The sequence below is a fragment of the Acinetobacter sp. 789_lipA genome (assembly GCF_058242845.1).
Genome location: NZ_JBZAYS010000001.1, coordinates 785766 through 799137, shown reverse-complemented (window position 1 = coordinate 799137; position 13372 = coordinate 785766). Strand labels below are relative to the sequence as shown.

Annotated in this window: 10 protein-coding genes and 1 pseudogene; 4 read left to right on the top strand and 7 right to left on the bottom strand. The window is 42.1% G+C overall.

Going from position 1 to position 13372, the window contains the following annotated elements; genetic code table 11:
- The first annotated feature begins 77 nt into the window (after nt 1-77).
- From AC4CUZ_RS03765 to AC4CUZ_RS03755, 3 genes are all read left to right on the top strand, one after another.
- The gene (locus tag AC4CUZ_RS03765) at nt 78-902 is read left to right on the top strand and encodes an OXA-211 family carbapenem-hydrolyzing class D beta-lactamase OXA-281 (RefSeq protein ID WP_004697403.1); all 825 of its coding nucleotides are present in this window, start codon (nt 78-80) and stop codon (nt 900-902) included.
- 83 nt (nt 903-985) lie between these two features.
- Complete coding sequence (locus tag AC4CUZ_RS03760) at nt 986-1897, top strand: matrixin family metalloprotease (protein ID WP_004697405.1); 912 nt, start codon at nt 986-988, stop codon at nt 1895-1897.
- A 115-nt stretch (nt 1898-2012) separates the two neighbouring features.
- Nucleotides 2013-2387, top strand: coding sequence for a hypothetical protein (locus AC4CUZ_RS03755; RefSeq protein ID WP_005401765.1), 375 nt, complete (start codon nt 2013-2015; stop codon nt 2385-2387).
- A gap of 60 nt (nt 2388-2447) precedes the next feature.
- Here AC4CUZ_RS03755 and erpA read toward each other — a convergent pair whose 3' ends face one another.
- The 4 genes and pseudogenes from erpA to AC4CUZ_RS03735 form a co-directional block, all read right to left on the bottom strand.
- Nucleotides 2448-2783, bottom strand: a complete 336-nt coding sequence (erpA, locus tag AC4CUZ_RS03750) for an iron-sulfur cluster insertion protein ErpA (RefSeq protein WP_004697409.1) — start codon at nt 2781-2783, stop codon at nt 2448-2450.
- 118 nt (nt 2784-2901) lie between these two features.
- Nucleotides 2902-3903 (bottom strand): putative solute-binding protein, encoded by a 1002-nt coding sequence (locus AC4CUZ_RS03745; protein ID WP_406935418.1) that lies wholly within the window; start codon nt 3901-3903, stop codon nt 2902-2904.
- Between the two features lie 230 nt (nt 3904-4133).
- A complete protein-coding gene (locus AC4CUZ_RS03740) occupies nt 4134-5144 on the bottom strand; it encodes a putative solute-binding protein (protein ID WP_004697413.1) in 1011 nt (336 codons plus the stop codon).
- A gap of 254 nt (nt 5145-5398) precedes the next feature.
- Nucleotides 5399-6409 (bottom strand): annotated as a pseudogene (locus AC4CUZ_RS03735) (putative solute-binding protein).
- A 231-nt stretch (nt 6410-6640) separates the two neighbouring features.
- Here AC4CUZ_RS03735 and AC4CUZ_RS03730 point away from each other — a divergent pair.
- On the top strand, nt 6641-8581 hold the full coding sequence (locus tag AC4CUZ_RS03730) for an ATP-binding cassette domain-containing protein (protein ID WP_058951452.1): 1941 nt from the start codon (nt 6641-6643) through the stop codon (nt 8579-8581).
- Nucleotides 8582-9220: 639 nt separating this feature from the next.
- Here AC4CUZ_RS03730 and AC4CUZ_RS03725 read toward each other — a convergent pair.
- The 3 genes from AC4CUZ_RS03725 to recF form a co-directional block, all read right to left on the bottom strand.
- A complete protein-coding gene (locus tag AC4CUZ_RS03725) occupies nt 9221-9589 on the bottom strand; it encodes a hypothetical protein (protein WP_004977712.1) in 369 nt (122 codons plus the stop codon).
- A 169-nt stretch (nt 9590-9758) separates the two neighbouring features.
- On the bottom strand, nt 9759-12230 hold the full coding sequence (gene gyrB, locus AC4CUZ_RS03720; protein ID WP_058951451.1) for a DNA topoisomerase (ATP-hydrolyzing) subunit B: 2472 nt from the start codon (nt 12228-12230) through the stop codon (nt 9759-9761).
- A gap of 52 nt (nt 12231-12282) precedes the next feature.
- Nucleotides 12283-13365, bottom strand: coding sequence for a DNA replication/repair protein RecF (gene recF / locus AC4CUZ_RS03715; RefSeq protein WP_058951450.1), 1083 nt, complete (start codon nt 13363-13365; stop codon nt 12283-12285).
- Between the last annotated feature and the right edge of the window lie 7 nt (nt 13366-13372).

Below are 13372 nucleotides of genomic sequence, written 5' to 3'. Positions count from 1 at the left end.
TTTTTTATTACCTAAATATTGTTGTTTCACTTTCTACTTTTACATTAGGCTGATAAAAAATTTAGATCTTAGCCACCATGAAAACTTTACAATTTGGACTCATCGCCCTCATTACAACCTTCGGTTCTGCATGTACCACAATAAGCCCCTCAGTAGAAACAGCTAAAAATCACCAGCAACAAAGCGCGCAGCAGCAGATCCAACAGGCCTTCGATCAACTCCAAACCACTGGGGTGATTGTCATTAAGGATAAGCATGGCTTACACAGCTACGGCAATGACTTGAGCCGTGCTCAGACACCCTATGTACCCGCCTCTACCTTTAAAATGCTGAATGCCTTAATCGGACTAGAACATGGTAAAGCAACCAGAACCGAGGTGTTTAAATGGGATGGTCAAAAGCGCAGCTTCCCTGCCTGGGAAAAAGACATGACTTTAGGGCAAGCCATGCAAGCATCTGCCGTTCCCGTTTATCAGGAGCTTGCACGGCGTATTGGTCTAGACCTGATGCAAAAAGAAGTACAGCGCATTGGATATGGCAATCAACAGATTGGCACCGTTGTCGATAATTTTTGGTTAGTCGGTCCACTGCAAATTACGCCTGTTCAAGAAGTCCTTTTTGTAGAGAAGCTGGCCAATACACAACTCGCTTTTGAGCCAGATGTGCAACATACCGTACAAGACATGTTGCTGATTGAACAAAAACCGAATTATAAACTCTACGCCAAATCTGGTTGGGGCATGGACCTAGAACCGCAAGTGGGCTGGTGGACAGGCTGGGTCGAAACAGCAACAGGTGAAAAAGTGTATTTTGCTTTGAATATGCAGATGAAAACAGGAATTTCAGCCAGCGTGCGTGAGCAACTGGTCAAACAAAGTCTGATAACACTGGGGATAATTTAAGCCTACAGAGAAGACGCATTTTTTATGTTGCAAAAGTATTTTTTACGCTAAAGTGGCTAAAAATAAAGATATATGAATGAAATATGCGTCAAAGTCTCTTGTTTGCTTTACTGGGCTTTTTAGGGTTGATTCTGTATCAAAATATGCAACAGCCCCAGCTGCGTCTCAATCCACTGCTGGATCGACTCACTCATCCATTCGATCAACGTATTCGCTATCGTATTACGGAAGTCGATCCGCGTTTTGGTCTTAGTGAACATGAGTTAAAGTACATTAGCCAGCAAGCCACGGATATTTGGAAACAGGGTTTAGGCCAAGACTATTTTGTCTATGACCCCAATGCTCGGCTCAGTATTCGACTCATTTATGACCAACGTCAAGATGAGTCGGTACAACGCCGTGATCAACTGTCTAAACTGACACAAAATGAACACGGGCTGAGTCAAAAAAATACTGAACTCAAAGCCATGCAACAAAATCTGGCACGTCACTCAGGGGCTTTAGATGTGCAAAAACAGAGTCTACAAGACCTTAGTCAAAACTATAATGCCATGATCCGTCAGTATAACCAGCACGGCGGAGTCCCTGCTTCGCAGCAAGCGGCCGTACAACAGAGTTTGGTGCAGCTGCGTCAACAGCAACACGTTTTAGACCAACAAATTGCCAGCTTTAACCTGCAAGTGAATGCCTACAATCAAAAGGTAGATGAACTGAACCGCTTAGATCAAGGCCATAATCTGGCCATCGACCAGTTCAACCAACGCTTCCAACCCCGTCTATTTGATAAAGGACTGTTCAATGGGCGTGAAATTCATATTTATGAGTTTGAGTCCAAAGAAGACTTACGTCTGACTTTAGCGCATGAATTTGGCCATGCCCTCGGAATGAAACATCATAATGATCCGAAAGCCCTGATGTACCCAATGCTAGAAGAGCAAGACATGCAGCATTTTCGTTTACAAAGTGCCGATATTGCCTTGTTCAATGCTCGTTGAAGTGCTGGATTGCTAAAAACAATCCCCTAATTTCAATATGTGTATGAAATACAATCACAGTACATCTTGACTCGGGTTCGTGTTATTGTAAATAATTGAATATCCACTAGAAGCTTTGGAGACGAATGTGAGTTACTACCATATCTTAATCGAAGTAAATGACCACATCAGTACGATTGAAGAAACTCGTGATATCGAAATCTTTGATATTGTTGAGATTCAACCTTATCTCCATTCTATTCTATTGCCCTATTTTAACGAGCAGCTGTTAGAACTTGAAGATGAAAATTTAGAGTTTAAGGATGTTTTACATCTGGAAGTTAAACAGACGCTTTTACCAATCAATGACTTGATTGAAGAAGAACAGAAACTGTTACCGAGTGACACCGATGTCACCATTACTGCCTATGAAGTTTTTAATAACCGTGACTTAAGCCAAGATGTCACCACGATTATTTTTGACTTACTGGATGCGATTAAACTCGATTGAAAGCGAATGATTGCACATAAAAAAGCCCTCATCATGAGGGCTTTTTTAATCAGATCAGGTTTAGATCGAGAAAGATGAACCACAACCACAGGTCGTCGTTGCATTTGGGTTTTGCACGATGAAACGTGAACCTTCCAAACCTTCAATATAATCCACCACTGAACCGACCAAATATTGATAACTCAATGAGTCAACCAACATTTTCACATCACCATTGATAAATTCTGCGTCGTCTTCATTTTGGTTTTCAGCAAAGTTAAAACCATAAGAAAAACCTGAACAACCACCGCCCGTGACATACACACGGAGCATTAAATCTTGATTCCCTTCACTGTCACGTAATTGACGTACTTTATTTGCGGCATTGTCGCTTAGTTCAAGTGCTTGGGCATTCATCTTAGATTCCTCAGTTCGGTTCAGCTGTCTTTCAAATCAAAAAGACCATATTTCGAGTATAGCATACTCAATATATGGTCCCTATTTGAATATTTAAAGTCAAATCAGACTAATTTCCTCAAGATTGTTTGTAATTTTCATCCTGTAGTCCACATTCAAAGTTTTTCGCCGCTTGCTTACAACGGAATTGCCATAACAGTTTCATCATTCGCTTATCGTAAATACCGCGGTTGGTGAGATCAATTCGTGCTTCCCGCATCATCTTTTGATAACCCGGTTGATCTGCAGCGGGCACCTGCATCCAATATTTTTGCGGAATTTCAGCTTTCATTTTACCCAAGATACCGAATGCACGCGGTAGCTGGCCTTTGACCCATTCCCGTGATTTTTGTCCATAACCTGCAGGGAATTTATCTGGTCGAATAATGATATTACCTGTGACCTGTAAAATCGGATAATTCACAATTGCCCCTTTCGTTCCCAAGCCTTTATGTAACTCTAAGGGCTTAAAAACCGCAGCAGGCGCACCAATAATGTCGACTTGACCATTATTGAACTTTGCACCAAAGTTAGTGACATCGGCACTCACAGCTTGCGCACCAATTTGTTGAACCATGACTTTTTGCGCTTGATCATAGTCTAAAACCGCAATTTTCTTGCCTGCGGCTTTCGCTACAGTATTGATGCTACGGTCATTCACCAATAAAAAGGCGTCCCCCACAGGAATCACACCTGCCACTTCATACTTACCATTGACCATATGTTTAGCAAAAGTTGGGCTGGCCAAGCCTTGCATCACTTTAACCGCTAAATTGAGATCGGGAATCGCACCAATCGCGTCAAGTGAACCTGTAAACGAATTAAATTGACGCCCGCGCATGCCCGTAACACTAATGGCATCGCATTTTCCTGCTTTAAAATCCTCAGCAATCACGGCTTCGTTTTGTCCGACCCGCAGTTCAATATCCGCGCCCCAGTTTTTAGCCGCCAACTGATAATCTTTCATCAAGCTATATACATCACCATTTTTACCGACTAAGTCGAATACACAAACCATTTGTTTGGCCTGTGCCATCGCTGTTGCAGAAATGACTAATGTCCCGACACTGAGGCTTTTCATCCACTGTTTCATATATCTTCCTTTTGACTTATTGTTGTTTGTTGTGATGAGCCATTCACTTGTGCTCTTTGTTATTTTTAATGCCCCGACTGACACTTCAATTGGTTCAAAACCACTCATTTCTTACGCGCTATACAAATTAGCTGCGTCAAATCCATTTAAATTGGTCGATTAAAAGCAAAAAAGAAAGCCCAATTTAAACTGAGCTTTCTTTGATTACACTCGGCAAATTACTCACCGCCCAGTGAGCATTCAAAGTTGGCTTTATCCACCGAGCAACGGGCTTTTTTCAAGACCGACATCATTGCTGGATCATAAATGCCTCGTTTGGTCATATCCATCCGACCATCGCGCAGCATTTTTTGATATTTGGTTTTGTCTTCTGCTGTAAGATTCATTTTGTATTTTGCAGGAATGCCTGCTTCTAAACGACCAATCATCGCGATGCTTTTCGGTAGGTTTTTCACAAACCAATCTCGCGATTTTTGTCCAAAGCCTGCGGGAAATTGATCTGGGCGAATCACAAAGTCAGCTGTCACTTGTAGTACAGGGAAGTTAAACATTGCGCCGTTCGTGCCTAAACCTTTATAAATTTCTAAAGGTTTATAAGCATAAGCCGGTGCCCCGACCATATCAACTTGACCATTATTAAACTTCGCCACAAAGTTAGACACATCGGAAATCACCGCTTGCGCACCGACGCGTTGTACCATGATTTTTTGAGCATCGTCATAGCCCAAGACTGCAAACTTTTTACCTGCTGCTTTTTCAATGGAATTAATACTTTTATCGCGTACAAAAATAAAAGCTGAACCTAAAGGTGCAATCCCTGCCACTTCATATTTTTTACCACCAAGATTGGTCACCATTTTTGCCGCATTACGCTGATCCAATGCAAAAGTAATCGCACGTTGTGCAATGGCATTGCTTGGCGCTCCGCCCAAAGCATCAATAGAACCGACAAATTTATTGTACTGGCGCGCACGCATAGCGGTCATAAACACGCCATCACACTTGCCTGCTTTAAAGTCGTTGTCGGCAACGGCTTCATCTTGACGAGGGATTAAATTAATTTCAGCCCCCCAGCCTTTTGCCGCCAAAGCCCATTCTTGCGCCATTTGGTACGACTCACCGGATTTGCCAAGCAAGTCAAATACACAGATGTCCACTTTAGCCGCTTGTGCTGTCGACGCTACACCCAAAGCAGAAAAAGCAGCGAGTGCGAGGGTTAATTTTTTCATTCTTGTGTCCTTGTTCGTTTTGTTATTTGACAGGTGTCCATACACATGCAAAATATTAAGCAAGTTAAAATTAAAAAAATAGAGCATTTACTCAAAAATTACTGTCAATTGGGCAAATTTTTTTCTTTTCTCTAATTTTTATTTTCAAAGGATTTATAAAAGCATTTTAAATTCATTATATTAAAATAAAAAGCCTGCATCATTCGTTTTACATGAACGATGCTTAATATTACAAAGAAATATAGATTTTCGCCTTATTCACCACCCAATGAACATTCAAAGTTGGTGCGTTCGACCGTACAACGGGCTTTTTTCAGCACGCGCATCATGCCTGGGTCATAAACCCCTTGTTTGGTTAAATCAATACGCCCATCCCGTAGCAAGCGCTGATATTTTTCTTTGTCTTCCTTGCTGAGCTGCATTTTGATTTTACTGGGAATGGCAGCTTCTAGTCGTTGCACCATAGCAAAGGATTGCGGAATTTTTTGTAAAAACCATTGCCGCGATTGCTCGCCAAATTGAGCAGGAAAACGCTCGGGTCTTACAATTAAATCTGCAGTGACATTGACCACGGGAAAGTTAAGCATAGCCCCTTTAGAGCCTAGACCTTTTTCAATTTCTAAGGGTTTATAGTCATATGCAGGTGCAGCAACCACATCGACTTCGCCTGTATTAAACTTTTTTATAAAGTTGGAAATATCCGACATCACAGGTACAGCGCCCACTCGCTCTACCATCACCCGTTGTGCGCGGTCATAATGCAGGATGGCAAATTTTTTGCCTTGTGCTTTTTCGATGGTATTCAGACTTCGGTCTTTTACAAAAATATAGGCTGAACCAATCAAGCCAATACCAGCCACTTCATAGTTTTCACCTTGTAATGTGGTGGTCATACGCTTGGTATTTCTAGGATCCAACACATATTCCACCGCCTTTTGTGCAATTTTATTGCTTGGCACTCCGCCTAAGGCATCAATCGAACCTGCGAACTTGTTATAGGCGCGCGCGCGCATTGAGGTCATATACACCGCATCGCATTTACCATTTTGAAAGGCTTTATCGGCCAAGTCTTCGTCCTGAAACGAAATCAACTGTACCTGTGCACCCCATTTTTTACTGACCAAAGCTCATTCTTCTAAAAATTTATAAGACTCCCCTGCTTTACCCAGTAGGTCGAAGACACACACCTGCTGCTTCGCTAGCACTATACTGGAGAAAGCGCACAGTGCTAGCGTCGATAAAATAAAAAATCCTTTTCTTTTCATTATTATCCCTTCATATTTTTTGTTTTACTGGGGAAATATATCTGTGTGCTATTCCTCAATATAGGTCAAAAAAGGTCAACTTTTAGCTTTCCGACCAAAGGTCAAATGGTTTCATTCTCCCCTTATAAAGAAACGCTGAGAGATTTCAGTTCAGATAAATTTTGAATGTTTAGTCTTTTGCTGACGCATCCATTAGAATAGGCGCACCTTTTTCTGATATTTGATAGTTCCATGATTCAGCTTGATCAAGTTTCATTGCGCCGTGGTGGACGAGTGTTATTTCAAAAAGCCTCCATGCAAATCCATCCAGGTTGGAAAGTTGGTCTCACTGGTGTCAATGGTGCTGGAAAATCAACCCTGTTTGCTGCGCTCTTAGGCTCGATAGGTCCTGATGATGGCACCCTGAGCCGCCCTGCCGTATGGACGGTGGCACACATGGCACAGGAAGTAAAAGCCTTAGATATGGCTGCGATTGATTTCGTCCTGACCGGTGATGAAGAATATTGGAACATTCAACAACAGCTCAACCATCCTGAACAGTTAACTGACACTGAACTGGCTGATTTACATGGCCGATTCGACGAAATTAACGGTTATTCCGCGCCCGCTAAAGCCGCTCAGCTTATGGCGGGTCTGGGTTTTATGGAACATCAAAACCAACTCTTGGTTTCGAGTTTCTCTGGTGGATGGCGAATGCGTTTAAACTTAGCGCGTACTTTGATGAGCCGTTCAGATCTATTATTACTGGATGAACCGACCAACCACTTAGATCTCGATGCTATTTTATGGTTAGAAGATTGGTTAAATGCCTATACGGGCACCCTGATTTTAATTTCGCATGACCGTGATTTCTTAGATGCCATTACCAACCGTATTTTGCATATCGAAAATCAAGAACTCACCCTCTATAGCGGCAACTATTCCACCTTTGAAACCACTCGTGCTGAACGTTTAGCCCAACAACAACAAGCCTATGAAAAGCAGCTCGAAACACGGGCGCATATTCAAAAATATATTGATCGCTTTAAAGCCCAAGCCACTAAAGCGCGTCAGGCACAAAGCCGAATTAAACAACTGGAACGGATGCAGCTGCTTGCTCCTGCACATGTCGATACCCCATTTACCTTTAGCTTCCGTGAACCCACCAAAATGAGTTCACCACTGCTCACTCTAGAACAGGCTGATATTGGTTATGGCGACAAACTGATTGCCACCAATATCAACATACAAATCACCCCGACGAGCCGGATTGGCTTATTGGGGATGAATGGTGCAGGTAAATCAACTTTAATCAAATCCTTGGTCGGTGATTTACCTTTATTGGCAGGACAACGCAAAGCCTCAGAACTGCTGAATATTGGCTATTTTGCACAGCATCAAATGGATTCACTGGATGAGTCGGCCAGCCCAATGCTGCAATTGGCACGCATTGCGGATAAAAAAATCAGTGAAGCGACCTTACGTGCCTTTTTAGGCAGTTTCGGCTTTAGTGGCGAGCGAATGGATACCCCTTGCGAGAGTTTTTCTGGTGGTGAACGTGCCCGTTTGGCATTGGCTTTAATCGTGTGGTTACGTCCCAATGTCTTGATTCTAGATGAACCGACCAACCATTTAGACTTAGATATGCGCCATGCCTTAACCATGGCTTTACAAGACTATGAAGGTGCTGTGGTCTTGGTTTCACACGAACGCCAACTGATTGCCAGCGTATGTGATGACCTCATTTTAGTCCATGCTGGAAAATCGACCGAATTTGAAGGCGATCTACACGATTATGCCAACTGGTTACGCCAAGCGCGCCTAGAGATGATTAAACAAGGCGGAATCGTAGCGCCGATCGTGTCTAAAGTCAGCACTCAAAAAACCATCGTTTCAAAGGTTGATAAAGAAGCGCAGCGTAAATTAGCTGCACAGCGCCGTGAACAAACGCGTCCGATTCGTAAAAATATCGAAAAATGTGAAAGCCTACTGGAAAAACACCAGCCACGTTTACTCGAAATTGAAAGTTTACTCGGTGATGCTGGCCTATATGACGCTGCACGCAAAGATGAACTCATGAAACTGATGAATGAGCAAACCGAACTTAAAAACCAAGTCAGTGAAGCTGAAGAACAAATGCTAGAGCTGATGATGGAACTTGAAGAGCTCGAAAGCTCATTCGAAAACGAATAATCTTTCCTCATACACCCTGCCCGCTCTGTTTATGCATGGCGGGCATTTTTATGTCTTAACCATTTTGATTGATTTACTTTGCTGCAACACCAATCGATCTCGAAAAACGTGCCTTTTCGGTCTATGCATATAACTCAATAGGAAATGCACCCAAATAGTCTGAGCATTTTAAGAAATCATAAGTGATTGAAATTAAAATTATTTCTTAATAAATAAATCAATAAATTGATTGTTTCTTATTGTTTAGATATTCTTAAAAAGCAAAAAATTAGATTGTTTAATTTAGCTTAATTAATTGAATATTCAACTATATACAGCCCTATTTCCATGCATTTCACAGCTTAAAGCCAAATACAACCTTCACAACAGACAGCGAATATCCATCATGTTCAGACACGCACCTTTCAACACAACAAGTTTTGAATTTAAAAAGAGGGAATAAATTTAAAAGATCCGATTTAAATTTAAAAAATAACGCATGGTTTTAAATTTAAAACCACACTTAAAGCAGCTGTGGATAAAATTATACGTATTTTAGCAACTGATATAAAGTGCTATTTTTATTTATCCACAGGCTAATGTTGTTTATTTATTCAGTTGTTTTAGGCAAATCCATCCTCTTTTTTGCGCTCTTTTTCCTTAATTTAATACAGCTCTTTGCGCCTTTAAAAAACGTAATTCTTGTATTTTCCATCCCTGATCGAAGACCCATGTTTCTTGGATTTGTTGGCGATTTTCAACCAAACCGATCAAGACCTGACAGCGTGTTTGGTCACGATCAAACTCAAATTCTTCAAATTCGACGTCGGGTTTTTGAGGTTTCCAAACGCCATTTTTCACAGCATGCGCGATCTTTTCATAGCGCGTATAGTTACTCTCTACACGATCAGCTTGTTCATAGACCACTTTAAAATGCTCATCTTCATATTGAGCTAAAACCTCATAATTACCTGTAAAAAAAGCATTCACCCAAATGTCGCGTACTTGTTCTAGTTGGTTATCCATCATAATGACCTCACATTTTGCACTGTGCAAAAGACTTGATACTCACATCATGACATCGCTATAAGTCAGTTTAATAACAGTGTGCACTGCTTATATTTTATTCAAAATCATAAAAAATGCTGTAAAAAAAAGCACCCCGTAGGGTGCTTTTTTGGCTTATTTTGTAAAGCGCTTAGGCATCAATGTCCGCATTCAATGCATTTTCCTCAATGAATGCACGACGTGGTTCCACATCGTCACCCATCAAACAAGAGAACATACGATCGGCTTCAATCGCATCCTGAATGGTAACTTGCAACATGTTGCGGTTTTCAGGATCCATGGTGGTTTCCCAAAGCTGGTCCGCATTCATCTCACCCAAGCCTTTATAGCGTTGAATCATCATGCCACGACGCGAATCAGACAAAATATGCTGCCATACCTGATGGAAGTTAGTGACTGCAATCTTGCGATCACCTTTTTGTAGGTATGCGCCATCTTCCAACAACGTGAACCAACTCTTGGAGTTTTTCAACAAACGTGCATATTCACCAGAACCCAATAAGCCTGCATCTAATAAGTAGCTGTGCGGCAGATTGTGTACATAGATGGTGATACGAGGCAAGTAAGTCTCGATCTTTTGACCATCTGCCAGTTCTTTTTCAAACGCTTCTAAGCTTAACTCAGGACGCAAGCTCGGTTGAATCTCTGCCACAGCACTGCGCACTTGTTCAGCCCACTGCTCAACATAAGCTCGGTCATGGTTTTGATCAAGCTTAAAGCCTTCAACCGAAATCAACGCATCTAAGACACTGGCAGGATAACGCACAGTTAAACGCTGTAAGCTCTTCTGAGACGTTTGATAGTCTGCAATCACATTCGCTAAAGCTTCACCACGGATTGCAGGTGCCGCATCGCTGATGTGCAATTCAAGCTCATCAATCGCATTTGAAATTAAATAGGTTTCAAGCGCATCATTATCTTTAAGATACTGCTCTTGCTTGCCTTTTTTCAGCTTATACAGCGGTGGCTGAGCAATATAGATATAACCACGCTCCACCAGCTCAGGCATTTGACGGAAGAAGAAGGTCAACAATAGGGTACGAATGTGCGAACCATCCACGTCAGCATCGGTCATGATGATGATTTTGTGATAACGCAATTTGTCCGGATTGTACTCTTCACGACCAATACCACAACCCAATGCTGTAATCAGCGTGCCGACTTCTTGAGATGAAATCATCTTGTCAAAACGCGCACGTTCCACGTTTAAGATTTTACCTTTCAACGGTAAAATCGCTTGCATCTTACGGTTACGGCCTTGTTTTGCTGAACCGCCTGCAGAGTCACCCTCGACCAGATACAATTCAGATAATGCAGGGTCTTTTTCTTGGCAATCTGCGAGCTTACCTGGTAAGCCTGCAATGTCTAACGCACTTTTACGACGCGTCATTTCACGCGCTTTACGTGCTGCATCACGAGCACGTGCCGCATCAATGATTTTTCCTGCAATTGATTTTGCAGCTTGCGGGTTTTCAAGCAAATATTCAGAGAATGATTTATTCATTGCCTGCTCAACCGCAGGTTTCACTTCACTTGAAACCAACTTTTCTTTGGTCTGAGAAGAGAACTTCGGATCAGGCACTTTCACTGAAACAATCGCAGTTAAACCTTCACGTGCATCATCACCAGAAACCGCTACTTTCTCTTTTTTGAGTAAGTTTTCGTTTTCCATGTAGCTGTTTAGACCACGCGTTAATGCCGCACGGAAACCCGCTAAATGCGTTCCACCATCTTTTTGTGGAATGTTGTTGGTAAAGCAACGTACGTTTTCTTGATAGGTATCATTCCACTGCAACGCCACTTCAACACCAATGCCATTTTCAGCCTGTACGGTGAAATGGAAAATGTCGTTCAGATGGGTTTTGCCTTGGTTAATATATTTCACAAACTCAGACAGACCGCCTTCGTAGTCAAACACATGTTCTGCATGAATACGCTCGTCACGCAAAACTATGCGCACGCCCGCGTTTAAGAAAGACAATTCACGTAAACGACGCGCTAGAATATCGACATTGAAAATGGTTTGGCTAAAAGTTTCAGCACTTGGCCAAAAACGGACAGTTGTTCCTGTGGTATCCGTATCCCCCACAACAGTCAGTGGGTAAACCGGATCACCGTGTTTATATTCTTGTTGATGAATATGACCTGCACGATGAATCGTCAGTTCCAACTTACGTGACAAGGCATTCACAACCGATACGCCTACACCATGTAGACCACCTGAAACCTTGTAGCTATTGTCATCAAATTTACCGCCTGCGTGCAGAATGGTTAAAATCACTTCTGCGGCAGAAACCCCTTCTTCAGGGTGAATATCGGTCGGAATACCGCGCCCATTGTCCGATACACTTACAGATTCATCTTCGTGAATCGTCACCAAAATTTCATCACAGTGACCTGCAAGCGCCTCATCGATCGCATTATCCACCACCTCAAACACCATATGGTGTAAGCCTGAACCATCATCCGTATCGCCAATATACATACCCGGACGTTTACGTACTGCGTCCAATCCACGTAATACTTTGATACTAGAGGAATCATAAGCTTTTTCTGTGGTTTGTTCCGTTTGAGAAGCAGCTTGTTGATCTTCTGAACTCATGGTTTCTCCCTAGCGAAAAATAGGTCTATCCCGTGATGGGTAAAATCTAAAATCATTGTGCGACAACTTGAACTTGACCGTTTTCAACACAGAATAATTGATAAGAAATAGATAAATCATGTAAGTGATTTTTGACTGATTCATACTCTAAAGTGGTAATAAAAACTTGACTACCCAGTTGGCTCAATCGCTCAATTAAACGTTGTTGTGCTGTTAAATCTAATTCTGCTGTCAGATCATCTAATAATACCACAGTTTCCTTATTACAAGCATGTAGCATTGCAATCTGTGACAGTTTTAAGGCTATGATTAACAGCTTTTTTTGTCCACGTGACAGTACGACATCAGCATCGCCAAGGCTTGTTTTTAAACGCAAATCTGCCTTGTGTGGACCATACTCGGTATAGCGCCGTTCAAGGTCTTTTTGATGATGACTTTGCAGGTCATTCAGTAACCCTAACTCGGTATGAAAGCCAGGGCTATATTCTAACTGAACCTCGATATCTGGCAGCAGGTGTTTTAAATCTTGCTCAAAAAAGCCCTTCCACTGCTCCACAATGCTGACGCGCTGCGAATGCAGCATTTCCCCATAATCACCAAGCATTTTGTTCCACGGCTCCAAATCTGCCAGACTTAGATTCCGTCGTGTTTTTAGTAAACTATTACGCTGTTTTAATGCCCGTGAATAATATTGCCATGCATGATAAAACTCAGGTTCCACGTGGAACATCAGCCAATCTAATAGTTGCCGTCTAGGCTTGGCACCATGATCAATAATATCGGTACTTTGCGGATCAATCAGTTGCAAAGGAAGGATTTTAGCTAATTGACCTTGAGTGGCAATATTGTCGCCATTGACCTTGATGAGCTGTTCACCAGACAACAGCTTTTGCATCCCTATTTTTTCAGAACTGGATTGGGCAAAGACAACCGCGTCTTGGGTATCGGTTTGAATATAGTGTTTCGGAATATGGGTGCGAAAGGAACGCCCTGTCGCCAGCAGATGAATGGCTTCTAAAATTGAGGTTTTACCTGAACCATTTTGTCCATAAAAAACATTAAACGGTTGCAATCCATGGAGAGCAACCGTTCTGAGATTTCGAACACGTTCGATGTTTAAACGCGTGATTTGCATGCCTAAA

Coding starts and splice junctions, on each gene's coding strand:
- AC4CUZ_RS03765 (WP_004697403.1), top strand. CDS start 78: ATGAAAACTTTACAATTTGGACTCATCGCCCTCATTACAACCTTCGGT.
- AC4CUZ_RS03760 (WP_004697405.1), top strand. CDS start 986: ATGCGTCAAAGTCTCTTGTTTGCTTTACTGGGCTTTTTAGGGTTGATT.
- erpA (WP_004697409.1), bottom strand. CDS start 2,783: ATGAATGCCCAAGCACTTGAACTAAGCGACAATGCCGCAAATAAAGTA.
- AC4CUZ_RS03745 (WP_406935418.1), bottom strand. CDS start 3,903: ATGAAAAGCCTCAGTGTCGGGACATTAGTCATTTCTGCAACAGCGATG.
- AC4CUZ_RS03740 (WP_004697413.1), bottom strand. CDS start 5,144: ATGAAAAAATTAACCCTCGCACTCGCTGCTTTTTCTGCTTTGGGTGTA.
- AC4CUZ_RS03730 (WP_058951452.1), top strand. CDS start 6,641: ATGATTCAGCTTGATCAAGTTTCATTGCGCCGTGGTGGACGAGTGTTA.
- AC4CUZ_RS03725 (WP_004977712.1), bottom strand. CDS start 9,589: ATGATGGATAACCAACTAGAACAAGTACGCGACATTTGGGTGAATGCT.
- gyrB (WP_058951451.1), bottom strand. CDS start 12,230: ATGAGTTCAGAAGATCAACAAGCTGCTTCTCAAACGGAACAAACCACA.
- recF (WP_058951450.1), bottom strand. CDS start 13,365: ATGCAAATCACGCGTTTAAACATCGAACGTGTTCGAAATCTCAGAACG.